Origin of the sequence: Nitrosomonas sp. Is79A3 (genome assembly GCF_000219585.1) — a bacterium.
Classification (GTDB): domain Bacteria; phylum Pseudomonadota; class Gammaproteobacteria; order Burkholderiales; family Nitrosomonadaceae; genus Nitrosomonas.
Genome location: NC_015731.1, coordinates 1134660 through 1159850, shown reverse-complemented (window position 1 = coordinate 1159850; position 25191 = coordinate 1134660). Strand labels below are relative to the sequence as shown.

The 25191-nt window shown below is 45.4% G+C and carries 28 protein-coding genes and 2 pseudogenes; 24 read left to right on the top strand and 6 right to left on the bottom strand.

All coding sequences use genetic code 11. The features are described 5' to 3' along the window. Positions 1–243 precede the first annotated feature (243 nt). Positions 244–1590: an exodeoxyribonuclease VII large subunit gene (gene xseA, locus NIT79A3_RS05280; protein ID WP_013965214.1), complete on the top strand. Its 1347-nt coding sequence runs from the start codon at positions 244–246 to the stop codon at positions 1588–1590. Positions 1591–1646: 56 nt separating this feature from the next. After that, positions 1647–2021 (top strand): DUF423 domain-containing protein, encoded by a 375-nt coding sequence (locus tag NIT79A3_RS05275; protein ID WP_013965213.1) that lies wholly within the window; start codon positions 1647–1649, stop codon positions 2019–2021. Here the strand turns inward: NIT79A3_RS05275 and NIT79A3_RS18575 are convergent. Next, positions 2002–2202, bottom strand: a complete 201-nt coding sequence (locus tag NIT79A3_RS18575; protein ID WP_156797018.1) for a hypothetical protein — start codon at positions 2200–2202, stop codon at positions 2002–2004. The two genes, NIT79A3_RS05275 and NIT79A3_RS18575, sit on opposite strands and share 20 nt — an antisense overlap. Before the next feature lie 155 nt (positions 2203–2357). On the opposite strand from NIT79A3_RS18575, the pseudogene NIT79A3_RS05270 reads away from it, so the two are divergent. Then, positions 2358–3446: pseudogene (locus tag NIT79A3_RS05270) on the top strand (IS5 family transposase). Between the two features lie 527 nt (positions 3447–3973). On the opposite strand, the gene NIT79A3_RS19335 reads toward NIT79A3_RS05270, so the two are convergent. Together NIT79A3_RS19335 and NIT79A3_RS18565 are read right to left on the bottom strand one after the other, a co-directional pair. Next, entirely contained in the window at positions 3974–4315 is a 342-nt protein-coding gene (locus NIT79A3_RS19335; protein ID WP_049785337.1) for a PEP-CTERM sorting domain-containing protein, read from the bottom strand. A gap of 124 nt (positions 4316–4439) precedes the next feature. Then, complete coding sequence (locus NIT79A3_RS18565; RefSeq protein WP_156797016.1) at positions 4440–4709, bottom strand: hypothetical protein; 270 nt, start codon at positions 4707–4709, stop codon at positions 4440–4442. 384 nt (positions 4710–5093) lie between these two features. Between NIT79A3_RS18565 and NIT79A3_RS05260 the strand changes: the two genes are divergently transcribed. Then, positions 5094–5453, top strand: coding sequence for a hypothetical protein (locus NIT79A3_RS05260; RefSeq protein WP_013965212.1), 360 nt, complete (start codon positions 5094–5096; stop codon positions 5451–5453). A 71-nt stretch (positions 5454–5524) separates the two neighbouring features. Continuing rightward, entirely contained in the window at positions 5525–5893 is a 369-nt protein-coding gene (locus tag NIT79A3_RS05255; RefSeq protein WP_013965211.1) for a DUF393 domain-containing protein, read from the top strand. Between the two features lie 34 nt (positions 5894–5927). Here the strand turns inward: NIT79A3_RS05255 and pyrC are convergent, their stop codons facing one another. Further along, positions 5928–6965 (bottom strand): dihydroorotase, encoded by a 1038-nt coding sequence (gene pyrC / locus NIT79A3_RS05250; protein WP_013965210.1) that lies wholly within the window; start codon positions 6963–6965, stop codon positions 5928–5930. 209 nt (positions 6966–7174) lie between these two features. Then, a complete protein-coding gene (gene rsmI / locus NIT79A3_RS05245) occupies positions 7175–8020 on the bottom strand; it encodes a 16S rRNA (cytidine(1402)-2'-O)-methyltransferase (RefSeq protein ID WP_013965209.1) in 846 nt (281 codons plus the stop codon). A gap of 10 nt (positions 8021–8030) precedes the next feature. Here rsmI and NIT79A3_RS05240 point away from each other — a divergent pair, with 10 nt between their 5' ends. The 3 genes from NIT79A3_RS05240 (at position 8031) to NIT79A3_RS05225 (ending at position 10821) form a co-directional block, all read left to right on the top strand. Next, positions 8031–9149, top strand: a complete 1119-nt coding sequence (locus NIT79A3_RS05240; protein ID WP_013965208.1) for a penicillin-binding protein activator — start codon at positions 8031–8033, stop codon at positions 9147–9149. After that, on the top strand, positions 9112–9474 hold the full coding sequence (locus NIT79A3_RS05235; protein ID WP_348225730.1) for a YraN family protein: 363 nt from the start codon (positions 9112–9114) through the stop codon (positions 9472–9474). The genes NIT79A3_RS05240 and NIT79A3_RS05235 overlap by 38 nt, the downstream gene beginning before the upstream one ends. Positions 9475–9655: 181 nt before the next feature. Continuing rightward, positions 9656–10821 (top strand): IS3 family transposase gene (locus NIT79A3_RS05225; RefSeq protein ID WP_156797015.1). Its coding sequence is split into 2 segments (ribosomal slippage): positions 9656–9908 and positions 9908–10821, totalling 1167 coding nucleotides; the frame shifts between segments, so codons are not numbered across the junction. A gap of 109 nt (positions 10822–10930) precedes the next feature. Here NIT79A3_RS05225 and NIT79A3_RS05220 read toward each other — a convergent pair. After that, the gene (locus NIT79A3_RS05220) at positions 10931–11671 is read right to left on the bottom strand and encodes a pteridine reductase (protein WP_013965205.1); all 741 of its coding nucleotides are present in this window, start codon (positions 11669–11671) and stop codon (positions 10931–10933) included. 84 nt (positions 11672–11755) lie between these two features. On the opposite strand from NIT79A3_RS05220, the gene NIT79A3_RS05215 reads away from it, so the two are divergent. From NIT79A3_RS05215 to NIT79A3_RS05140, 16 genes and pseudogenes are all read left to right on the top strand, one after another. Then, positions 11756–12943 carry an SAM-dependent methyltransferase gene (locus NIT79A3_RS05215; RefSeq protein WP_013965204.1) on the top strand — a complete coding sequence of 396 codons (1188 nt, stop codon included), beginning with the start codon at positions 11756–11758 and terminating at the stop codon, positions 12941–12943. Between the two features lie 165 nt (positions 12944–13108). Next, the gene (locus NIT79A3_RS05210) at positions 13109–13993 is read left to right on the top strand and encodes an HDOD domain-containing protein (RefSeq protein ID WP_013965203.1); all 885 of its coding nucleotides are present in this window, start codon (positions 13109–13111) and stop codon (positions 13991–13993) included. Between the two features lie 94 nt (positions 13994–14087). Continuing rightward, complete coding sequence (gene hisC / locus NIT79A3_RS05205) at positions 14088–15173, top strand: histidinol-phosphate transaminase (protein ID WP_013965202.1); 1086 nt, start codon at positions 14088–14090, stop codon at positions 15171–15173. A gap of 41 nt (positions 15174–15214) precedes the next feature. Beyond that, positions 15215–15802 carry an imidazoleglycerol-phosphate dehydratase HisB gene (gene hisB, locus NIT79A3_RS05200; protein WP_013965201.1) on the top strand — a complete coding sequence of 196 codons (588 nt, stop codon included), beginning with the start codon at positions 15215–15217 and terminating at the stop codon, positions 15800–15802. A 26-nt stretch (positions 15803–15828) separates the two neighbouring features. Next, a complete protein-coding gene (hisH, locus tag NIT79A3_RS05195) occupies positions 15829–16473 on the top strand; it encodes an imidazole glycerol phosphate synthase subunit HisH (RefSeq protein WP_013965200.1) in 645 nt (214 codons plus the stop codon). A 54-nt stretch (positions 16474–16527) separates the two neighbouring features. Further along, on the top strand, positions 16528–17283 hold the full coding sequence (gene hisA / locus NIT79A3_RS05190; protein ID WP_013965199.1) for a 1-(5-phosphoribosyl)-5-[(5-phosphoribosylamino)methylideneamino]imidazole-4-carboxamide isomerase: 756 nt from the start codon (positions 16528–16530) through the stop codon (positions 17281–17283). Between the two features lie 71 nt (positions 17284–17354). Then, positions 17355–18128: an imidazole glycerol phosphate synthase subunit HisF gene (gene hisF, locus NIT79A3_RS05185; protein ID WP_013965198.1), complete on the top strand. Its 774-nt coding sequence runs from the start codon at positions 17355–17357 to the stop codon at positions 18126–18128. Positions 18129–18183: 55 nt separating this feature from the next. Continuing rightward, complete coding sequence (gene hisI / locus NIT79A3_RS05180; RefSeq protein WP_041360160.1) at positions 18184–18573, top strand: phosphoribosyl-AMP cyclohydrolase; 390 nt, start codon at positions 18184–18186, stop codon at positions 18571–18573. After that, a complete protein-coding gene (locus NIT79A3_RS05175; RefSeq protein ID WP_013965196.1) occupies positions 18570–18896 on the top strand; it encodes a phosphoribosyl-ATP diphosphatase in 327 nt (108 codons plus the stop codon). The genes hisI and NIT79A3_RS05175 overlap by 4 nt, the downstream gene beginning before the upstream one ends. Before the next feature lie 3 nt (positions 18897–18899). Further along, positions 18900–19250, top strand: coding sequence for a histidine triad nucleotide-binding protein (locus tag NIT79A3_RS05170; protein WP_013965195.1), 351 nt, complete (start codon positions 18900–18902; stop codon positions 19248–19250). 32 nt (positions 19251–19282) lie between these two features. Beyond that, a pseudogene (gene tatA, locus NIT79A3_RS19330) lies at positions 19283–19483 on the top strand (Sec-independent protein translocase subunit TatA); the annotation flags it as partial. A gap of 226 nt (positions 19484–19709) precedes the next feature. Further along, entirely contained in the window at positions 19710–20108 is a 399-nt protein-coding gene (tatB, locus tag NIT79A3_RS05160) for a Sec-independent protein translocase protein TatB (RefSeq protein ID WP_013965193.1), read from the top strand. A 65-nt stretch (positions 20109–20173) separates the two neighbouring features. Next, complete coding sequence (gene tatC / locus NIT79A3_RS05155; RefSeq protein ID WP_013965192.1) at positions 20174–20968, top strand: twin-arginine translocase subunit TatC; 795 nt, start codon at positions 20174–20176, stop codon at positions 20966–20968. Positions 20969–21088: 120 nt separating this feature from the next. Beyond that, positions 21089–21706 carry a hypothetical protein gene (locus NIT79A3_RS05150; RefSeq protein WP_013965191.1) on the top strand — a complete coding sequence of 206 codons (618 nt, stop codon included), beginning with the start codon at positions 21089–21091 and terminating at the stop codon, positions 21704–21706. A 100-nt stretch (positions 21707–21806) separates the two neighbouring features. Next, the gene (locus NIT79A3_RS05145; protein WP_041360158.1) at positions 21807–24200 is read left to right on the top strand and encodes a heavy metal translocating P-type ATPase; all 2394 of its coding nucleotides are present in this window, start codon (positions 21807–21809) and stop codon (positions 24198–24200) included. A 30-nt stretch (positions 24201–24230) separates the two neighbouring features. Then, positions 24231–24440: a heavy-metal-associated domain-containing protein gene (locus NIT79A3_RS05140; protein WP_013965189.1), complete on the top strand. Its 210-nt coding sequence runs from the start codon at positions 24231–24233 to the stop codon at positions 24438–24440. Positions 24441–25191: the final 751 nt, after the last annotated feature.

The following is a 25191-nucleotide window of genomic DNA, read 5'->3' as shown; positions in this document are numbered from 1 at the left end:
CAGCAAGGAAAGCAGCCATTTTTATCCACATCTTTTGTGGATAAGTTTGTGAATATGTAACTTATATTAGAATTAAGTTCTCAGACCTAAACATCTTTTCTAAGTTGATTATTTTTTAATCCCATAATAAATATATTAATAAATATACTATTAATTACAAATATCCTTATAACCACGCACTTTACCTAAACATTACGATCACACTGTTTCAGAAAAATATGTGGATTATTACACAATATTAAAATGAGTCTGTTTCCAATCGCCAATCTTTCCCGTACCGTGCTAACGGTAAGCGAGTTAAACAACAACACTAAGCAATTTCTAGAACAGAACATACCTTTACTGTGGGTTAAAGGTGAAATTTCTAATTTAAAGTGCTATCAGTCAGGCCATTGGTATTTCTCCCTAAAAGACGCCAGCGCACAAATACGCTGCGTCCTATTCAGCCACAAGAATCAATACATTGATTGGCAGCCTAAAGATGGCATGCAAGTCGAGGTTCTGGCGCTCGTTACACTGTATGAGCCGCGCGGTGATTTTCAGTTGAATGTTGAAACCATGCGGCGCGCCGGTTCAGGTGAGTTATTTGAGGCATTTGAGAAACTTAAATCCAAATTGGAAAAAGCCGGATTATTCAGCCCCGCAAATAAAAAACCATTACCCGCATTCACACAGCAAATCGGCATCATCACTTCGCCGGACACTGCGGCATTGCGCGACGTATTGTCGACATTACAACGCCGCATGCCTGCATTACCAATCATCATCTATCCCACTTTGGTGCAGGGAAAGACAGCAGCCAATACTATTGCTGATGCCATTAAAACTGCGTGTCAACGGGCGGAATGCGATGTATTGATACTCTGCCGGGGTGGTGGCAGCATTGAGGATTTATGGGCATTCAACGAAGAAATTGTAGCGCTTGCGATTGCTGCCAGTTCTATACCGATTATCAGCGGCATCGGTCATGAAACAGATTTCACCATTGCAGACTTTGTCGCCGATATCCGTGCCCCCACGCCGACCGGAGCCGCTGAACTGGCCAGCAAGGATCACAAGGAATTAAGCCAGCTTCTGAAAACATTGCACCAGCGTATGTATCGGATCACTTTGCATCACATTGAATACGCAATGCAGAAAATGGATATCCTGGCGCATCGTTTAATTCATCCTGGTGACCGGATCAAACAGCAATATGTTCATTTACAACATTTACAGAATCGATACATCAAGACCTGGGCACATCAAATCGAGAAACAACGCTGGAAATTACTCGAATTCAATCAACGGCTAGCGGCTGCAAGCCCGAGTATTGCTCGGCTGGAGGTGCAGCAAAAAGAATTCGCCGCACGTTTCCGTTACACATTTTCCCGCTATTTCGAAAAATTGGCAGTCAATCTGCAGCATTTACAAACGCAGTTATCGCACCTGAATCCGCAATCAGTACTGGAACGCGGGTATAGCATCACCTATACCCTGCAAAACACAGTGATCCGTGACAGCAAACAAATTCATTCCGACGATAGAATTCAGGTAAAATTCGCGCACGGAATGTGTGAAGCTGATGTCAGCAAAACAAAAGATTCTTGATAAAGCACAGGGATCTCGCATTAATTCCACTTTATTTAATAAGGACTAGATTTTCGATGCCAAAAACTTTTCTGATTCTGGGTGCCATAAATGCCTTTTTATGCATCGCACTGGGCGCCTTTGGTGCACACGGCCTGAAACAAACACTATCAGAAAGTATGCTGGCAGTGTATCAAACCGGAATTCAATATCATTTTTATCATGCCTTCGGGATTCTCATCATTGGCCTGTTGTTACTGCATTTTCCCAAGTCTCGCTTAATCCCGATATCCGGCTGGTTGATGATGGCCGGGATTATTTTTTTCAGTTTCAGTCTTTACGCACTAAGTCTGACCGGAATGCGCGGACTTGGCATGATCACACCATTCGGCGGCATTTCGTTTCTCAGTGCGTGGGCTTTGCTTGTCTTTGCTATTTGGAAAGAGAAATAAGTACGCAATCATAACGGCAATCGTGATCGGCACGACCATGCTCTAACAAAAACACACCCTTTTTAGTAATCGCTACAGTTTCCTGGATTGCATACATACTCTCCATACTTTTCTTTTCCATACTTCTCATTAAGTAACCTTCTTCTACTTTTGCTTTGGCATATTCAGGTTTGATGCGCAACTTTTATATGAGGAGGCAAGCTCCGTTAGCAGTTGGGCTTCTTGGTCGATGAAATGAAGGAGCAAGATAAAGAGTTATAAGCAGCTCACTAACAGGCCGTTGAAAAACCCACCGAGTCGGGTAAAATTTGATGGAACCCACTCATTTCATAAATCATGCGCAGAATTGAACACTCGCAACAACAGCTTTTTAGCTACGTCAATCTGGAAGAACGGATCCCTGTCAGTCATGCACTGCGCCCTTTGAGGGTATTGGTGGATGGCATACTCAAGGGGATGGATCATCAGCTTGAAGCTGTTTACTCGAAAGAAGGGCGCCCCTCGATACCGCCGGAGCGATTATTGAGAGCATCGCTGCTGCAGGTACTGTTTACGATCCGATCTGAACGGCAACTGGTCGAGCATATTGAATACAACCTGCTGTACCGCTGGTTTGTTGGATTGGGCATAGATGATCCGGTATGGGATCACAGCACCTTTACCCAGAACCGGGATCGTTTGCTGGATAACGAGATGTCCGGGCATTTCTTTGCAGGTGTCAAGCAATTGGCGGAGTAGGTGGAATTGAGTGGTGACGAGCACTTCAGCATCGATGGCACACTACTGGATGCCTGGGCCTCGCACAAAAGCTTCGTGCGCAAAGATGGCAGCAGCAACCCGCCGGATGACAACAGCCGCAACCCAAGCCGGGACTTTGCAGGGGAAAAGCGCAGTAACGCCACTCATGAATCGACTACTGATCCAGATGCACGCCTGGCGCGCAAGAGCGACGGCGATGCCAGTCGTCTGTGCTACATGGGGCATGTATTGATGGAGAACCGTAACGGCCTGGTAGTAGATGTCAGCGTATCGGCGGCAACAGGAATAGCTGAACGGGAAGAATCGCTCAAGCTGCTGCAAGCCAACACCAAATCGGGAGCCACGGTTGGAGAAGATCGTGGTTACGACGTAGACACACACATCAAAGCAGTACAGGCACTGGGCGTGATTCCGCATGTAGCGGCCAAACGCAAAGGCAGCGCCGTACCGGACGATTTTCGCCAAGATGAAGGCTATGCAATCAGTCTGAAGATTCGCAAACGAATTGAGGAAGTATTCGGTTGGATGAAGACAGTAGGCGGAATGCGCAAACTGAAACTAATCGGGCGAGAGAAAGTCAGCGGGCAGTTTCGATTTGTTGCGGCCATTTACAATCTGGTACGTATCGGAAGCCTGACTGGTTGGTGGGCTGGTTCGCACACATAGGGACAGTACGCCCTGAATCCGCATAAAACGTGCGGATAAGGGCAAAAAGACGGGAATTGCAGAAAATTCTCACAAAATTGCACAAAGAATGAACATTCCGGATAAAAAAACAGATCTGGAAAATAACTGAAATGCTCGCAGCTTTTTAAAAACGAGAATTCAGACTGAAAGTGCCGGGTTTTTCAACGGCCTGCTAGCGGGCAACACTATCATAATTCGAGTTATCATCTTATTTGTTATAGTGTCTTATTGATTATCCACAGTTCCTGTTGATAAGTTTGTTAATAACTATTTAGTTTGAGTGATTAACTCATAAATTTCTAAGGGTTTCCTTAGATTGATTAATAATTTAACACTTTAGTTATGTTAAATATATCATATAGTTAAAGGCTATTTGTCATCTTGGCATGAAATTACCTAAAGTAATTTCTATAACTTCTTCAACCTGTGGATCATTTGAATTGTCAAGAAATAGAATATGATTTAATTGCAGAAAAATATGCGAAAAAATTGAATCCACCATCCGGTTATACGTTTTGTTGCTTGCGTCTCGCTACGAAACCCAGCAATCCCAATCCGGCCAATAGCATGGCGTAAGTTTCTGTTTCTGGTTCTGGAATAGGCGCGGCATTGAATTCCACTTCGCTGAGAAAAACCCATGTGTTATTCCTCTCGATAGTAACCACAAGATCATTACCGGCGAACGATAAGCCGTTAGCAACGAAAGAGAATGGAGACGGACCGCTTGGATCAGCGATCAGGAAGTTGATGCCGTCGACAGTGACACTTGCCGGTGCGCTAACACCACCAGCACCGTCGGCATCATCGAAATAAAAAGCTGCCGAACTGATGTTGACCGGTGAATTCAAGTGAAAAGTGATCGTCGGATCTAAAGTCCAGCCTACATATAGAGTCGGCCATTAAATAGTTCGATTTGTCATAGCGGCAAAAGCCGGAATACGGAGATTCTAATCAATCTTTTTAATGGCCGGATCAATAAGGTCCATTCCCAGCAGGCGCTTCGGTGACAAACCAGTTGTCGGTCGCGACAATCCCGTCGGTCAGATCACCGCGGCCGCCTGTTAAAGCTGCATTATCGCACGTCACGCAACCGGAACCAGTATAGGTTTCATCCCAATAATTATAGGAACCGGTGTTACCGTTCAGCATGCTGTAGCTGTCAGGCATAAGACCAGCATAAGCGCTATTTGCTGCACTCAAAAAAACCAGCGTAGTTATATTTGCAAATATTTTTATTTTCATTGTTCCATCTCCATTCTTGAAAAAAATCACATAAAAAACCTTAATGCGGTAAAAATTTGATAATTCTCGCGCTATTTGATGATCAATCCTATTATTGATTTCTTCACACATTTATCTTTTTTTCATTTAATCACAATAGCAATCTAGCAAATATAGTTGATCTGTCATTTTTTTCAGGACATTGATACTATAAACCGATCAGCAGATAAATAGATTAGAGTTTCTCGCATTCCGGTCCTCATTGTAATCCACATCAAATCCAATCTTATTGAAGCTATAAACTTTTCTGGCTGCTTACCGATAAACAATAAAAACAATTCGGATCAGGGTTTTTATCTGATTCATTCAAATTTATTAAAAACTCTACTCGTCAAAAATAAATAAATGCCTAAATTACGCTTAAAGATCACTAAACAAAGAGCAAAGAACCGTCCGTCTCATTCCAGTAATTTTCTTCGCAACTCTGGTCGTTTAATTCAAGAGAAAGTCGATACAATTTTGGATAACGATGTATTACCCTTAGTTATTGCACCGGTTATTTTTATTGTTCTTGCAGGTTTGGAGTGGTTGCTCTGGAATCTGGAGATATCCACGCCTTCTCCGGTTCTTTTAGCAACTATCGCATTTGGCTTTGGTGCGTATTGTTCTTACAAATTATTAGGATATAGAAAAAGCGAGGATAAGCAGGCTTCTGCCAGCCAGCACCCTAAGCTGCACGCAAAAAAGGTGTCGAATATCTCTTGATCTGAAAGCATTTTAAATTTGAGCCTTAGAAAGTTTATACTTCTGGTTTGTTTCTTGAAAGAAGCTTCGAAATGCCCAATAAAGTCTATTACAACAGTGCTTGCCCCGTTTGCAATGCAGGAATCAAAGATCAGCGCAGACGCATGCAGGAATGTGGGGTTAACGATATTGAATGGGTAGATGTGCATAACAACCCGGATACAGTTTCCGAGGTAGAAAGCTCACTTGAGCAAGTACGCGAACGATTGTATGTCAAAGATGGCAAGGGCCAGCTTAATATTGGTATCGATGCATTTATCCATCTTTGGCAGCAAACACCGAGTCAGCGCTGGCTGGCTAGGTTGTTTCAATTGCCCGTCATCCGATCACTCGCACGGATTGCCTATAACGGCTTTGCCTGGCTGCTTTATCGCTGGAACCGGGCATTAAGACATTGGTAGCCCGATCTTAGCATTGCTCTTCCAAGAAAATACTTTACACCATTTTCCAGCCCAGACTGGTCTCTGCATAGAGCGGTATCAGCTTCTCTCCAGCAAACTCATATTGTTCCGGAACAGCCCATTTTTCTTTATTTAACGTGATATGGCCAATATTGCGCGGCAATTGATAGAAATCTGCGCCATAAAAGCTGGCAAAAGCTTCCAGCTTATCCAATGCGCCAGCTTGCTCAAATGCTGTCGCGTATAACTCAATGGCTGCATGGGCTGTAAAAATTCCAGCACAGCCACAAGCATTCTCTTTACTTGTTTGCGCATGCGGCGCGCTATCCGTGCCAAGAAAAAATTGGGGATTACTGCTGGTTGCTGCTTCCAGCAGAGCTTGCCGATGAATCTCACGTTTCAATACAGGCAAGCAAAAGTAGTGCGGACGGATACCGCTTTGAAAGATTGCGTTCCGATTCAGCAATAGATGATGTGCGGTAATGGTGGCCGCAACCTGCCGGGATGCTTCTGTAACAAATGCCACAGCATCACGGGTGGTGACATGCTCAAACACGATGCGCAAATTAGGAAAACGCTGTGTTAATGGCGTAAGTATCCGGTCGATAAAAACTTTCTCTTTGTCAAACACATCCACATCGGGATCCGTTACTTCACCATGCACCAGCAATGGCAGATTACTCTTTTCCATTGTCTCCAGAGCGGCATAGCATTTGGCAATATCGGTCACGCCGGCATCTGAATTCGTCGTTGCGCCCGCCGGATACAATTTCACACCGTGCACTACGCCGCTCTCTTTCGCCCGGATGATTTCTGCTGGTGGGGTATTATCCGTCAGATAAAGCGTCATCAATGGTTCAAAACGGGATTGCAGGGCTGCCGGCAATGCTGCCAGTATTCGTGCACGATACGCCAGCGCCATATCAGTCGTTACAACCGGCGGTTTAAGGTTCGGCATAATGATGGCGCGCGCAAATTGTTTTGCTGTATGGGGTAACACGGCACGCAGTTGCTCACCATCGCGCAAATGCAAATGCCAGTCATCAGGGCGAGTAATGGTTATGCTGGTCACGTTTTGTCAGTTGTAATGTTGATTGTGATTGCATTATAGCGCAGCCATTTAGGCTATTCGCGATATCCTGCCGTCTTTAACAGGCCGTTTAAGAACTATCTGCGTTGCCGCTACGGTGTTAAAAACAGACTCAAAATGCTCATTTATTAAGCATAAACTGCGCCTTTTCGCCTGTTTTTGCCTTGCATCGGCTGCCTCGAAAACGTTTTTCAACGGCCCGTTAAATCCAGTGCCAGTTGATAAAGTGTATTTTTGTTTTCGCCTGTAATTGCTGTGGCCAATTTAACTGCCTGCTTTAATGGCAATTCAGCGAGCAAACATTCTAATGTATGCCGGGCGTGTTCGCTGGTCTCAGATTTATCCAGGATTTCTGCACCGGACAGCAACAAAACAAACTCGCCTTTTTGCTGGTTGGTATCTGCCTGGAGCCAGGCAAGCATTTCTTCCAGTGTTCCCGTATGGATCGTTTCAAATAACTTGGTTAATTCCCGGGCAATGGTCAGTTGGCGATGCGGCCCAAAAATATCCATCATATCAGCCACGCATTCCAGAATGCGATGGGGTGCTTCATAAAATACCAAAGTACACTGCTGGGATTTTAATGCGGTTAATTCACGTTTGCGCAACCCGGATTTAGCAGGTAGAAAACCGTAAAACAGAAAATGCGGGTTCATGATACCGGCTGCGGACAGAGCACAGATTGCTGCATTAGCGCCTGGAACTGGAATAACCGGATAACCTTGTTCACGCACGTGCTTAACCAGAATTGCGCCGGGATCGGAAATACCGGGAGTACCTGCGTCAGTCACCAAGGCAACACTTTTCCCGGAATTCAATAGTGTTAATATTTTGTCCGTAACAGCCGTTTCATTGTGCTGATGCAAGCTGATCAGCTTTGCCGTAATAGAATGCGCTGCCAATAAATGCCTGGAATTTTGTATGTGCTCAGCCGCAACCACATCCACTTTCGCCAGTATGTCCAGTGCACGCAAGCCGATATCGCTTAAATTTCCTATTGGTGTGGCAACCACATATAATGCAATTTTTTCCAGCATAATCCTCACTATGCAACGTTTTTTTACAATTGTCCTGGTAGCAATCCTTGCACTATACGGCAGCCGGCTGGCAATGGCCACTCAACCGGAAGAACACCCTCAACCGGAAAGCACCTATGAATCGCCACTTGTGCCACATATTGCCCTGCTATTACCGCTAGAATCGTCGTCATTTGGGGCAGCGGCCAACATCGTAAAAGACGGCTTCGTAGCCGCCACAATGCGCGGTCAACCACTGCCATTGATCATCCGGGTATATTCCACTACGGACGATCCGCTCGATATTCTCGTTACTTATCATGAAGCATTGACTGCTGGCGCTGTATTCATTGTGGGGCCACTTACCCGCGATGGTGTTTCGGCCATGGCCTCCAGCAACCTATTAAAAGTACCTACTTTAGCATTGAACACAGTGGACAATACTGTTGCATTGCCGCCCAAATTTTATTTGTTTGGCCTGCAAATGGAAACAGAGGCCAGTCAAATCGCAAAATTGGCGCAGAATAGCGGCAGAAACCATGCCATTGTCATCGGCGATGACGGCCCGTTATCCAAACGCTTGCAAAATGCTTTTATGCAACAGTGGCAAAGTGAAAATGGCAAAACTGCTGAATCATTCCGCTATTCCGAGGATCCAGCCAGACTGCAACAATTCCGTAATTTGACAGCAGGTAGCAATCATCTGGTTTTCCTTGCTCTGGATTCCGCCAAGTCACGTGTGCTGCGGACATACCTTGACCCGGATGTGCCGGTGTATGCCACATCGCAGATTTTTACCGGCGCCGATAATTTCCTGCTCAATAATGACTTGAATGGCATCCAGTTTCTCGATATGCCCTGGTTAATACAACCCGATCACCCTGCTGTCATGGCCTACCGCCACACCGGCAATGCCAAGAGTGCCGATATGGAACGTCTCTATGCTTTGGGTATTGATGCATTCCGCTTGATGACCTATCTACTGCAACCACAATCCCTTGAAGAAATTTCTTTTGACGGTGTAACCGGATATATTCACTTTGCACCACCCAATCAATTTATCCGTGAAGCCGTTGCTGCTCAATTTGAGCAAGGTAAAGTACGGCTTCTGGATGTACAAAAAAATACCACAGAAAATGAAAGGCAGTGATGCCGAGCAAGTAGCCGTATCGTATCTGCAACGGCAACATTTGGTGCTGATCGCACAAAACTATCACTGCCGCTTTGGAGAAATTGACCTGATTATGCGCGACGGAAGCACGCTGGTGTTTATTGAAGTGCGCATGCGAACTAACGAGATGTTCGGCGGCGCTGCTGCCAGTATCACACCGGCAAAGCAGACCAAGCTATTACGTACCGCACGGCATTATTTGTCTGCAATAAACTGCGAGCCGCCCTGCCGCTTTGATGCAATATTACTGTCGGGTGATAATGGGCAAGAGATTAACTGGATCAAAAATGCGTTTGGTGAGTAAGCAATCTTCCCACCATTTGTTGCAAACCTAATTTATTGATCCGGCCATTAAATAGTTTTAAGCGGCATATTTTACGTACGGATCTTGGAAGTAAGAAGCAACGCGCTCTGGATTGAGCTTCCCCCGAAAAATAGTCTTCCAAGGATGACGTACAATTAACGTTACTATTGAGAGGAAGACGATGAAGAAGATACCGAAGCAGGAATACACGACCGAGTTCAAGGAGCAAGCGGTCAAGCAAGTGAAGATGGGAAAGTCGATTGTTCTGGTAGCGAAGGAACTGGGACTGGTAGAACAAACACTGCGCAACTGGGTAAAGTTGGCGGAGGCAGGCAAACTTAACGGTAAGGGTACCAAGGTTGTCACACCGGAACAAATGGATCTATCCCGGTTACGTGCTGAGAACGTAAGGCTGAAACGGGAGTGTGAGATCCTAAAAAAAGCAACGGCGTACTTCGCGAGAGATGTTGTGTGAAGTACGCCTGGATTGATAAGCAACGGGAGTTTTCTCTCGCCGAGATGTGTACGATATTAGATGTCAGCGTGAGCGGATACCGGTCGTGGAAGCGTGGTAGCAAACCGGATCGCAAACGCCTCACCGACACTCAAATGCTGACGCTGATCCAATCTATTCATGCCGAACTCAAGGGGATCTACGGTAGTCCGAGAATGGTCAGAGAATTGCGTGACCGTGGGTTTCCAGCTTCCAAGAAGCGGGTTGAACGTCTAATGCGAGAGAACGGCATTCGTGCAAGGCACAAGCGGCGCTACAAGATAACGACGGACTCCAGGCACAATCTGCCGATTGCACCGAATCTGCTGGATCGGAATTTCAACCCAGTCGCGCCTAATCAGGTCTGGACGTTCGACTTCACTTACCTATGGACAGATGAGGGCTGGCTATATCTGGCTATCGTGCTTGATCTGTTTAACCGTGAGGTGGTTGGCTGGTCGCTGAAACCGCGCATGACTGCAGACATCGTTACAGATGCAACGATGGCATGGTTTCGCAAGAAACCTGCAGCAGGATTGATGCACCACTCAGATCGGGGTAGCCAATATGCCAGCAAAGAATTTCAGAGAAGGCTCAAGAAATACGGCATGATCTGCTCAATGAGCCGTAAAGGTAATTGTTGGGATAATGCCCCAACCGAAAGTTGGTTCAATAGCTTCAAGAACGAGCGAGTACATGGACTGCGTTATGAAACACGCGCAGAGATGGCTGCCATGAGCTTCGAGTACATCGAGGTACTTTACAACCGGAAACGGCAGCACTCAACGTTAGGCTATAAATCGCCAATGAGGTTTCTAAATGACTGGCTAATCCTCAACAGAAGAAAAAGCTGATAGCATAAAACTGTTCGCCTGTTGGAAGACGAAAAACAGAGGGAACCTCATTTTGGATTTGTTACTGTATGTTGTCATTCTTCCGCTCTCTCGCGATGACCATCTCACACTACAAATGAATACTCCGCCCGCCATCCACAGCAATAATCTGCCCGGTAATATAAGGCGCATCGGCAATTAGAAATTGTACGGTTTTGGCAATATCATCCGGTTCGCCGCAACGTTTGAGCAGTGTACTGGCGATTATATGCTGGCGCGCCGCTTCGTCGGCCCACTCCCCATCTTCCGGCCATAAAATAGGCCCCGGCGAAACACCATTGACACGCACTTCGGGCGCCATTTCCACGGCCAGTGACTTGGTCAGTGATAATAGCCCGCCTTTGGCGGCATTGTAGATCATATAATTCTTTAATGGCCGCTCGGTATGGATATCCACAATATTCACGACACAACCCCGTTGAGCTTTCAGATAAGGTGCTGCTGCTTGGGATAAAAACAGTGGCGCCCGGAGATTACTGCCGACAAGATCATCCCAGTCTTCTAGCGTGCATTGCTGCAGCAATGTCGGGAAAAAGCTCGAGGCATTATTAATCAACACATCCAGTTGCCCGAACCGGTTAGTTGCCTTTTCTATCAATTCTGGCAATAATTCTGTGTCAAGCAAATCTGCCTGAACCAAAGCAATTGAATCAGAACGCTTTTGAGTTAATTCATCGTACAATACCTTGGCTTCGTCGAGTGAAGACCGGTAATGCACAACCAATCTGGCTCCTTGTGCATGCAACCTGCGGCAGATGGCGGCTCCTACCCGCTTCGCTCCGCCGGTAACCAATATCACTTTTCCTTGCACATACGCCTCCTTCAAAGTGCTGCTAAACTATGACCCGTTTCATTGACAACTTTTGCAATCTACCACAAAGAAATATACTTGCTTATGTCTTTACATGCCACCTTGCCACCTGCCAGTGAAATCGCACTGGCTCACAGTCACGCTGTACAAACGTTGATTCGCGATAAGATTCATGCAGCGGGTGGCTGGATTCCATTCGAACAGTTTATGAATCTGGCTTTGTATGCACCGGGAATGGGCTATTACAGTAGTGGAGCAACCAAACTGGGAAGCGCGGGTGATTTTGTCACGGCACCGGAAATTTCTTCGTTGTTTGGCCGCACACTGGCACAACAGGTTCTACAAATTTCCCAGCAAATTGAACACGCAGACATTCTTGAATTTGGTGCCGGATCCGGAAAACTGGCACTGGACTTACTGCTCGAACTGGAAAAATCCGATGCTTTACCCGGAAAATATTTTATTCTGGAAGTCAGTACCGAGCTACGTCAGCGGCAGCAAATGCTGCTTGCCAATAAAGCACCCCACCTTGTGCATTTGATCGAATGGCTAGAGCAATTGCCCGCTCAATTTACTGGCACCATTCTTGCTAATGAAGTGCTGGATGCAATGCCAGTCCACATTGTGAAGTGGTATAATGATAAATTATCTGAGCGAGGTGTTACATGGCAAAGCAATCAATTTGCGTGGCAAGATCGGCCTATTAATCTTGCAGAACTCAATCATATTGCCAACCAGTTAACACCTCAGATCAATCCGGAAAATCTCTTGCCCTATTCCTATGTCAGCGAAATTAATCTGACGGCTGGTCACTTTATGCGCAGTCTGGCAAGTATCTTACAACAGGGCGTCATTCTATTGATTGACTATGGTTTTGGCCGTAGCGAGTACTATCATCCTCAGCGCAATCAAGGCACACTGATGTGCCACTACCGGCATTATGCACATGATGATCCTTTTTACCTACCCGGCTTGCAGGATATCACCAGTCATGTTGATTTTAGTGCCATTACCCAGGCTGCGGAAGATAGCGGACTGCCGCTTCTGGGTTATACCACCCAAGCATATTTTTTAATTAATTGCGGCATTACCGCAATCCTGGCACAAACACCCGCAGAAGATACGAGCAGCTTTTTGCCACAATCCAGTCAACTACAAAAACTGATCAGTCCTGCTGAAATGGGTGAACTGTTTAAGGTCATCGCTTTTGGAAAAAATTTCTCCGAACCCCTTATCGGGTTTAGTGCTGGAGATATGAGCCGTTTGTTATAAATATTCCATTAAAGAAAGCAAAAAAACTGCCGATAATGATTACGGCAAATTTTCCTCATATTTTTAGCCATCGCTCTTCAACGAAATTTCTTGCAGTGCAAAAGCTCACAAAAATAAGAATTGAGCTGGCGCTACACCATAAACTAAAATCGTGAGATCGTATTAATGTTGATTTTTAACAAGCTGGAATTCAGCCAGAACTTCCGCAGCATCCTACAACAAGCTGGGCAAGTTCCTCCGTTTCCAGAGACAGCTCGCGAACTTTTAAAGCTACGCAATACTCCCGATGCAAACCTGGAACAACTTACCAGTTTAATTGAAAAAGATCCCAGTTTGGCTGCTTTTATTCTAAAGTATGCCCGCATGTCTGTTTTTGGCTATGGCAACCGGATCAACTCAGTTCATCATGCCATATCTTTGGTCTTGGGCTTTAATACTGCGCTCAATCTTTCAATGAGCATTGCCTCATCGGGTTGCCTCAAACTACCCAATCATGGCACACTAGGCCGTGTTCGTATCTGGAGCCAAACGTTTGAATGCGCCGCACTATGCCGCGAACTCTGTCATATTATGACAAAGAAAAACCTTATAAACTGCGAACTTGCCTTTCTCAGCGGGCTATTTCACAATTTTGGATATTTATTATTTGGACACTTGTATCCCAAAGAATTCTCTTATCTGAATGATTTGGTTACCCGCTATCCGGGGCAAGATGCACGCTCACTGCAATTACAGGTTTTCGGCATCACACATGATACGATTGGCATGTATCTGATCAAAGTATGGAATTTGCCGGAAGAGATTGCAATCACCGTGGCTGAACAGCATTTTCCGGATTACTCTGGCAAACATGCATCCTATGTAAAGCTGCTCGCCATAGCCAATCGGTTACTACAAAATCCGGCGCTGACTGATGGCTGTCCCTATGTCGACACGTTAACACTCATGGAAAGCTTGGGAATCAATGAATTGGAAGCTAAAGCGGCACAAGAAAAAATTCGTGGGTGTCAAAGCGAATTTCTCACACTGGCTCAAGAGTTAGCAGCTTAGAAAGCTCAGCGATGCAATTTGCCATCGCCAGTGTAGTCAGATTCTCAATGACAATTTTAACTATAAAACCCGTATTGAGTTAAAATAAACATCTATGCCTAATTTTTATCATCCCGATCAAATTATCCGCCCGGAAATTCTCGCACTCTCGGCTTATCATGTGCCCCCAGCAACCGGCATGATTAAGCTGGATGCCATGGAAAATCCCTATCCGTTACCGCCTGTATTACGTGAAGAAATTGCACAACTCACTGCCAATGCTCCGGTAAACCGCTATCCCGATGCCAGTGCTGCCTCACTGAAAGCAGCGTTGCGTCAGGCGTTATCCATTTCCGATGATATGGAAATCCTGCTAGGCAATGGATCGGATGAAATCATCCAGATCATTGCCATGGCACTAGCCAGACCCGGTGCGGTATTAATCAGTGTTGAACCTGCATTTGTCATGTTCCGGATGATCGCCGCATTCGCAAATATCCAGTATGTTGGAATACCCTTAAAAAAAGATTTCTCGCTTGATCTGGAAACCATGTTAGCTGCAATTGCAGAACATAAACCTGCTGTCATTTTCCTGGCCTACCCTAATAATCCAACCGGGAATTTATTTGACTCTGCAGCGATTTTAAGCATCATTCAAGCAACTTCTGGTATTGTAGTTGTCGATGAAGCTTATCATGCATTTGCTGATGCAAGCTTTATGGATAAGCTAGCCCAGTATCCTAATTTGTTGTTAATGCGCACTCTATCCAAATCAGGATTGGCTGGTTTAAGATTGGGGCTATTAATCGGCAGACCGGAATGGCTAATGCAATTGGAAAAGGTGCGTTTGCCTTATAATATTGGCATAATGACACAATTAATTGCAGAGAAGGTATTGCACCATACCGCAGTATTATCGGAGCAAGCAGAAGCGATCAAGTCAGAACGCACAATAATGAGCGCATTTCTTGGTACAATAGCCAATATTGAGGTATATCCTTCGGACGCCAATTTTATTTTGTTTCGTATCCATGCAGCCAGTCAAATCTTTCAGGCGCTTAAGAAACGCAAGATACTAATCAAGAATCTAGATGGCACACATCCATTATTAGAAAATTGTCTGCGCGTAACGGTAGGTACACCTGATGAAAATTCTCAATTTTGCGCAACATTTCATACCATACTGAGTGAAACAGTTTAAAATCCACTCAATTTCCTTGTATTAATCAAAGATTCTATTCTATGCGACGGGCACAAGTCACACGAAATACACTGGAAACTCAGATCAGCATCACCCTGAACTTAGATGGGACAGGCAAATCTGTTCTGGAAACAGGCGTGCCTTTTCTGGATCATATGCTCGACCAAATTGCTCGCCATGGCATGATAGATCTTGAAATTGCTGCCAAAGGTGATTTGCAAATCGATGCACATCACACTGTTGAAGATATCGGCATTACTTTTGGGCAAGCCCTCACCAAAGCGGTAGGAGACAAAAAAGGATTGCGCCGCTATGGTCATGCCTACGTACCACTTGACGAGGCGTTATCCCGTGTTGTCATTGACTTATCCGGGCGCCCCGGTTTGGTATTCAATGTTGATTTTGTCCGGGCGCGTATTGGTGATTTTGACGTCGATCTCATCCATGAATTTTTTCAGGGATTCACTAATCATGGCTTGATAACCCTGCATATCGACAATATATCCGGAAAAAATGCGCACCATCAAGCCGAAACCGTGTTTAAAGCATTTGGGCGTGCGTTGCGCATGGCTATAGAACATGACCCGGCGGCGACCGGGATCATTCCATCCACCAAAGGCACTTTATAAGTAACCTTGTTTAACGACATCACCGTATGACTGATATCGCAATTGTTGATTATGGAATGGGAAACTTACGTTCCGTACATAAAGCACTTGAACATGTTGCACCGGCTGCCTCGATTGCAGTTACCAGCGACCCGGACGTTGTGCGGAAAGCAAAACGTGTAGTCGTTCCAGGGCAAGGCGCCATGCGCAATTGTATGCATGAGCTGGAAATTCGCGGATTACGTGAAGCCGTCATGGAAGCTGCTATTCACAAACCGTTTCTTGGCATTTGTATTGGCTTGCAAATGCTATTTGAAGAAAGCGAAGAAGGGCATGTGAAAGGTTTAAATATTCTGCCCGGCAAAGTCGTACACTTTCCTGCCGCAGCCATGGCAACGGCAGACGGACAAAAACTTAAAGTACCCCATATGGGTTGGAATCAAGTTTATCAGGCCATTACACACCCTTTATGGGAAGGTATCGCAAAAGATGCGCGTTTTTATTTTGTGCATAGCTATTATGTCGAGACTACTGATTCTGCATCAATAGCAGCACGAAGCAATTATCCTTTCCCATTTACTTGTGCTGTTACAAAAGATAATATTTTCGCTGTACAGTTCCATCCAGAAAAAAGCCAATTAGCAGGATTAACCTTATTAAGTAATTTTGCCAAATGGACACCACATTTCTAAAACCGGAAAGTAACAAACTGACTTTATTAATCAACTATTAACTCTGATTAAGCCATGCTGATTATTCCTGCAATAGATCTCAAAGATGGGCACTGTGTTCGACTCAAACAAGGGGTTATGGAAGATGCGACCGTATTTTCTAAAGAACCTAGCGAGATGGCGACACATTGGTTAAGTCAAGGTGCAAGGAGACTTCATCTTGTCGATTTAAACGGTGCATTTGCCGGCAAACCAAGAAACGAAGCAGCAATACGTGAAATTGTGCAGGCCATCGATGACCAGATTCCAATTCAACTGGGCGGCGGTATCCGTGATCTCGATACAATCGAACGTTATCTGGATAATGGTATCACCTACATCATTATTGGTACTGCGGCGATTAAAATCCCCGGTTTCTTGCAAGATGCCTGCAATGCCTTCCCGGGCCAGATTATGGTCGGATTGGATGCAAAAGATGGTAAGGTTGCTGTCGATGGCTGGTCTAAAATAACCGGGCATGACGTAGTCGATCTGGCAAGAAAATTTGAAGGCTACGGCGTAGAAGCTATTATTTACACCGATATCGGCAGAGATGGCATGCTCAGTGGCATCAATGCCAAGGCCACGGTTGAATTGGCCAGAGAATTAACCATACCAATCATTGCCAGCGGTGGAATTACCAATATTGATGATGTACACACACTGTGCGAAATTGAGTCAGAGGGTATTATGGGTGCTATTACCGGCCGAGCTATCTATGAAGGCTCGCTGGATTTCAAGGAAGCACAGATATTGGCTGACAAACTGAGTAAGAGTACCGTTATTCCATAAAATAAGCCCTGGCAATTAAATACCAGCACAATTCATTTTTCCCTTATTCTCACAACCGGCTTTTACAACTGATGAGCCTCGCTAAACGTATTATCCCATGTCTGGATGTAACCAATGGACGTGTTGTTAAAGGTGTTAACTTTGTTGAATTGCGTGACGCAGGTGATCCGGTAGAAATTTCACGCCGCTATGATGAACAAGGCGCTGATGAGCTGACTTTTCTGGACATCACAGCCAGCTCCGACAATCGCGACCTGATCTTGCATATCATCGAGGATGTCGCTGCACAGGTATTTATTCCTTTAACCGTTGGCGGCGGTGTGCGTCAGGTAGAGGATGTTCGCCGGCTACTCAATGCCGGCGCTGATAAAGTCAGTATCAACACATCAGCAGTGCTGAATCCGCAACTGGTAGCAGACGCCTCCGATCATTATGGTTCTCAATGCATCGTAGTAGCGATTGATGCCAAGCAGGTCAGCTCAACTGAGGGTTCGCCGCGCTGGGAAGTTTTTACCCATGGCGGACGTAAGGCAACCGGCATTGATGCCATTGAGTGGGCAAAAAAAATGCAGTCCCTGGGAGCCGGTGAAATTTTACTCACCAGCATGGATAGAGATGGCACACGCAACGGTTTTGATATCGCCTTGACACGCGCTGTTTCAGATGCAGTTGATATACCGGTTATTGCCAGTGGCGGCGTTGGCAATTTGGATCATCTGGTTGAAGGCATTCTGCAAGGACATGCAGATGCTGTATTAGCAGCGAGTATCTTTCACTATGGTGAATTTACCGTGCAACAAGCTAAACAGTATATGGCACAGCATGGTATTGAAGTGCGATTATAATGTTAAAATTGTTTATGGAATTTGTAACTTAACTCTAAAAAATCCTAATTTATTTATGCCTGATACTTGGCTTAGCAAAATCAACTGGTCTGAAGATGGATTGATACCAGTGATCGCTCAGGAAGCTGATAGTGGCAAAATTCTTATGGTCGCGTGGATGAACCGGGATGCACTCAAGCTGACGGTAGAAAAACGTGAAGCAGTATACTGGTCACGTTCGCGCAAGAAACTTTGGCATAAAGGTGAAGAATCTGGCCACATTCAGAAAATAAAAGATATCTATTTGGATTGCGATGAGGATGTACTGCTTCTCATCGTGGAACAAATTGGGGGAATTGCCTGCCATACCGGCAGACACAATTGCTTCTTTCAGAAACTCGAAGGCAATGAGTGGGTCATCGCAGCTCCCGTTATTAAAGATCCGGAAGAAATCTACCATAAATGACTGACATAACTATTCTTCGCCGTCTGGCAGAAACTATTGAATCGCGTAAGTTAGCCGATGCAAACAGTTCATACGTTGCCAAGCTGCTTCATGGCGGGCAAGATAAAATACTCAAGAAAATTGCGGAAGAGTCTGCAGAGATATTGATGGCTTCGAAAGATGGTAATGCCGAGCAGGTTATTTATGAGACGGCAGATTTGTGGTTTCATTGCTTAGTATTACTCGCCTACCATGGACTTACACCGGATGATGTATTAAAAGAGCTGGAAAGACGCGAAGGTGTATCGGGTATACAAGAGAAAGCATCACGAAAAACGGATTAAAACATGGATAATTGTATTTTTTGCAAAATTGCAAGAAGAGAAATTCCTTCCAATAAAATTTATGAAGACGAAGAAATTCTCGCCTTTAATGACATCAATCCCGCCGCGCCTGTTCATTTCTTGCTGATCCCTAAGCTGCATATTGACTCACTCGCCGACGTCCAAGATAATCATCAGAATTTATTAGGTAAAATGCTATTATTGGCAAAGAAATTGGCGAAAGAACAAGGCTGCGAAGATGGTTTTCGCACCATTATTAATACCGGTCGTGTAGGCGGGCAGGAAGTATTGCATTTGCACTTCCATATCATCGGTGGCCGGGAACGCCTACCTGGAATGATTCATCACGGTTAGGCCAGTACTGTTCCATTTAAAAGGAGAAAGTAATGGGCACATTCAGCATTTGGCATTGGATTATCGTACTGGTCATTGTTGTTCTGGTATTCGGTACCAAGAAATTACGCAATCTGGGTAATGATCTGGGAAGTGCCTTAAAAGGATTCAAAGAAGGCATGAAAGAATCGGATACTGAAAATACCCTATCGCGCTCAGCTTCTATCGATGAATCAGTGATAGAAGTCACGGCAAGCAAGGAAGCTTCCGCGGCGAATACTTTTAAAGATAACAAATCCGCGACGGACATCAAAAACAGCGCACCACAATCAACCGGTGCAACTAGTCCGAAAACGGACACCGAAACCAAGGAAAAAACACAAGCCAGGACTTAAATACTCCATTAATCTGGAGCAATTTCCAGGCATACTTAGTTCTGATCGATGTTTTCTTCAATACAGTTTCAGCCGGCAAAACAACATGTTTGATATCAGTTTTATGGAACTACTGGTCATTTCTATGGTTGCATTGATCGTGATTGGACCCGAACGGCTACCCACTGTAGCGCGTACATTAGGAAATTTATACGGACGCTGCCGAAACTTCGTTTATAGCGTTAGAACGGACATCCATAATGAAATGCGCATGGAGGAACTGAAGAACATGCAATCTTCCGTGCAAGAAACGGTTCAATCCATTGAGGATTCCGTGCAGCAAGGCGTGGATCAGCTGAAATCAACCGTTACTGCTGACGTCAAAAATGAAGATAAGCCGCCTATAGACTTGTCTTCATCACAGTTTCCTGATGAATCCGGGCAACCGCTCCCAGGTAGCAATGATCCACCCCATAGCTGCCATGATGACGAGAAAAAACAGTAATTCGGCTGTGTTCATATAATGTCAATCGATGTTCATTCAACGTAACCCGTTTCACAACGATCACCATGCTTGAAGGCTCATTTTTATCACACTTGGTAGAACTACGTACCAGAATGATACGTATTCTGGGCGGACTCGTGCTGGGCTTTCTTCCCTGTGCCTTTTTCGCGCGAGAACTCTACACCTTGTTGGCGCAACCGCTATTGGAAAAACTGCCGCAAGGCGGTCAAATGATCGCCACAGATGTCGCAACACCTTTTTTTGTACCAATGCAAGTTGCCATGATGATGGCTTTCGTCATTACATTACCGCATACTTTTTATCAAATGTGGGCTTTTGTTGCACCCGGCCTCTATTCTCATGAAAAACGCATGGCGCTGCCTCTGGTTTTTGGCAGCAGCTTTTTGTTTTTTTGCGGTATGGCATTTGCCTACTTTGCTGCATTACCGCTGGTTTTTGAGTTCATTACTTATTTTGCACCGGAAGGTGTCGCCGTGATGACGGATATCAGCAAATACCTGAGCTTTGTTTTATCCATGTTCCTCGCTTTTGGTATTACTTTTGAAGTACCGGTATTTGTTATCATTTTAGTCAGAACAGGCATAATTACTATTGCGAAACTAAAGGAAATACGTCCCTATGTGATTGTCGGCGCATTCGTCATTGCTGCCATCTGCACACCGCCGGATGTCGTTTCGCAATTTATGCTGGCAGTACCTTTATGCCTGCTCTACGAATTAGGCATATTCATCGCTGCTTTTATGATAAAGAAACAGAATCAAGAAGCCCAATCTGACGCATCAATAGCTCCCCAAAAAGATTCTTCAGAACAGAAAGATACTCCTACAAAGACAGACTGACCGATTTGATACCTGTCTCCAACATGGATAGATAGAAATCGTTATAATGCAACCAATTCTATCCTTCTTACTCTAAAAAGTAACCTATTGTATGGATGTCTATCTGCAAGGAGATCAGCGATGTCAAACAGCTTTCATGTTATTGATTTAGCGAGACTAGCTGCTGTTTCTGTCAGCATTTCCAGTATGTTTCCTGTCAATATGGCATTCGCACAATCGCCCAATGCAGATCATAGTAATCAGCCTCCCTCAAGTTCACAGAGCCTGACAACCCAGCCCGTACCTGAAATCCCGCCCGATCTCGGCAGACCGCCAAGAACCATTCATCGCGTCGGCACCGCCATTAGCACGCCGCGGAACAGCATCAGTATTAAAAGCACAGATGCTGGAATTATCCCCAGGCAACCGCCTGCATCAGGGTGCATCAATTGCGGCATTGTTGATTTCGTTAATAAGATTGGGCAAGGGAATAACCTGAATGCAATCGCAAGCGGTGTTGTCGCTGGAACAATTGCTCGAGAAATCATCCGTCCGCATGGCACCAATCACCCAGACACGATGGGCGGAACGCATGGCGATCACAGTGATAGTATGGCAAATCCAAGCAATCCGTATCATATTGGCATCACCATGAATGATGGCAAGCAAGCAATTATTGCACTGCCTGATGCGGCAAACTTCCAGCAAGGTGATAGAGTTAAGCTGATTGATGGCGTGTTGATGCTTGATCGCCAGTGAAGGTTATCTTCCAGAAAGTTGCCTGTATGTTTTATAAATTCCACCCTCCACAGCCCATGATACCGCCATTTTCAAATACCCCATTCATTGAGAAACACAATTGAATTCCTCAATCCTCAAAAAAATTGAATTACCTATTGAAGGAATGACTTGCGCTGCCTGTGCCGCACGTATCGAAAAGAATCTGAACAAACTCCCCGGTGTACAAGCGGTTGTCAACTTCGCCAATGAAAAAGCGCATGTCAATTATGATGAAAGCCAAATTAAAACGGGCACGCTAATTAGTGCCATAGAAAAATCCGGTTTTCATATTGCACCGCAGTTTGTGCAACTGCAATTGCGCAAAATGACTTGTGCTGCCTGTGCTGGTCATATTGAAAAAGCATTGAATAAATTGCCCGGTGTCACAGCCACTGTGAATGTGGCAACAGAAACAGCCAGAGTGAATTTCATACCAGGTTTGGTAACGGTCAACAATTTGATCGATGCCGTGATTGATGCAGGGTATGACGCCAGCGAAATCAGCGAATCCAGCCACACCGAAGAAAAAGCAAGGCGTCTGGCAGCCTATCAGGCTGAATTACGTTTATTCTGGATTTCCGCCGCCCTCACTCTACCGTTGGTGTTGCAAATGGGCGCCATGTTTGCAGGTCATGATATGGACATGCTGCCGCGATGGTTGCAATGGCTATTGGCAACCCCGGTGCAATTCTGGATTGGGCGGCGTTTCTATATTGGCGGCTGGCATTCCCTGCGTGGCGGCGGAGCCAATATGGATGTACTCATTGCATTAGGCACCAGCATGGCCTATTTCTTCAGCGCCGTAGTCACAGCACTCGCACTGAATCAACACGTCTATTTTGAAGCCAGCGCAGCGATTATTACCCTCGTTTTGCTGGGCAAATTGATGGAAGCGCGCGCCAAAGGAAAAACTTCTGAGGCCATTGAAGCGCTGATCAGATTGCAACCTAAAACAGCACGTATCGAGCGTAATGGAGAAATTCTCGAGGTGCCAGCAAGCAGTCTGCAAGTCAATGATATTTTTATCGTTCGCCCTGGCGAGAATCTGCCGGTTGACGGTGTCGTCATGGAAGGAGCATCCAGCATTAACGAATCCATGCTGACCGGCGAAAGCTTGCCCGTCAGCAAACAAACGGGCGCAAAAGTCTTTGCCGCCACGCTGAATCAACAGGGCCTGCTTAAATGCCGCGCAACCAGTGTCGGCGCACACACCCAGCTGGCTGCCATCATACATTTAGTCGAAGAAGCACAAGGTTCCAAGGCACCCATCCAACGCCTGGCGGATACAATTTCCGGAATATTTGTCCCCATTGTCGTGGCGATCAGCGTTTTGACCCTGGGAATTAACTGGTGGCTCACGAATGACTTTGTTTCCGCACTGATCAATGCTGTCGCCGTGCTGGTCATCGCTTGCCCTTGTGCACTAGGGCTCGCCACACCTACCGCAATTATGGTTGGCACGGGACGCGGTGCACAGGTTGGCGTGCTAGTCAAGAATGCGGCGGCACTGGAGAATGCCGAGAAGATACAAACCATCATAGTCGACAAGACCGGCACGCTCACCGAAGGCAAGCCGGAAGTCACCGACATTGTTCCCGTTGAACCGATCCGCACACAGGATTTATTGCAAATCGCAGCTTCTCTGGAACAAGGATCAGAACACCCGTTGGCTCGGGCGGTTCTGGACAGTGCGCAGAAAATGCAATTACCACTTCAATCCATTGATGATTTCTCGGCTATCACCGGCAGCGGCATCACAGCTCGCATAAATGGCACCCATTATCTGCTTGGCTCACCCAAATTTCTAACGCAACAAAATATTGCTTTAGATGAAAAGCAAATCACCACCCTGCAGGCAGAGGGCAAAACGGTCATCGGAATTGTATCCATTTCCGGTAACAACTCCCAGATCCTTGGCTATCTGGCCATTGCAGACCGCTTGCGAGAAACTTCTCTGAAAGCCATTGAACGCTTGCAATCAATGGGCATTGAAGTAGTAATGTTAACCGGCGACAATGCCGTGACCGCTGCTGCCATTGCTAAACGTACCGGCATTACGCAATATCGCGCTGAAGTCCTACCACAAGATAAAGCCGCGGAAGTGATGAAGCTGAAAGCAGATGGGAAATTTACCGCCATGGCTGGCGATGGCATCAATGACGCGCCAGCCTTGGCAGCAGCAGATGTCAGTTTTGCTATCGGCGCGGGTTCTGATGTCGCCATCGAAGCCGCTGATATCACCTTAATACGCAACGATCTGATGAGTGTTGCCGATGCCATTTCCCTCTCGCGCGCCACACTCCGGAAAATCCGTCAGAATTTATTCTTTGCCTTTGTTTATAATACGCTCGGTATTCCATTGGCCGCGATCGGCATGCTCAACCCGGTGATTGCCGGCGCGGCTATGGCCATGAGTTCTGTATCGGTTGTTAGTAATTCATTGTTATTGAAACGCTGGAAGGCGAATCATTAAAAAATTATTTAAAGGAAATGTGCCATCATCATGCAAACCACCACCATCAAAATAAAGGGCATGACCTGCATGGGTTGCGTCAACAGCATCAAAACCGTCTTAAAGAATCTGCCCGGTGTAATCCAAACGGAAGTTACTCTCGACCCAGCTCAAGCGATTGTTCAGTACGATCCCGCTACTACCAATATTACCCTGCTTAAAGAATCTATTCTCGATGCAGGGTTCGAAGTAGTTGATTAGAAATCAATGCTAGCCGGCATTCCATATCATTCCGGTCAATGCCATTCAGAACCATCGCTGTAAGGTAAGAATCCTAATCAACGCAAGCGATTACACAAAACAAGCTGGCACTCTTTATATTCGTTTTGAACAGAACACAGCGATGTTTGAACGAGAATTGCACATTAGTATTCCTGATGTGTCTTTCGATGAAAAATGCCCATCTGGCGGAGAAATAATATCCGCCAGATGGGCATTTATGGTTCTTGTTTTTGGAAGCATTTGACTGACTCTGCCCTGTCTATCACTTGCACTTGCAGTGATGGGAAAAGTTCTGATAGCGCTAAAAAACCAATTGCCAGCAAAACTTAAACCACTAAGGACATCAATAAAATTTTTTCAGTCTAGAAAACGCCGTAAATAACTGCTCCAATAACGATAAAAGCTGCTGCAGAAATGAAGAACAATCTTAAAACTTGTGCATCTGTTTCTCTTCTGTTGATTTCGCCCATAACTAATCTCCTTGTTTAAGGTATTTCTTTGATTAAGAATTAAAGTCGACAAATAATCGACCCCCCTGCTTACACGATCACAAAATTTTTGTGGTCATGAAACTTTATCTCCGCTCCTAAGATTCACTATTACAGTGATCCTTAATTGATGGAACCGAGTATTTGCTTCGCAATCATCTCACATCGCTTGATTATTGCGGTGACAAATTCTAACTCACATTTAACAACAATGAAAGTATTGAAATTAAGCAGCTCCCCTA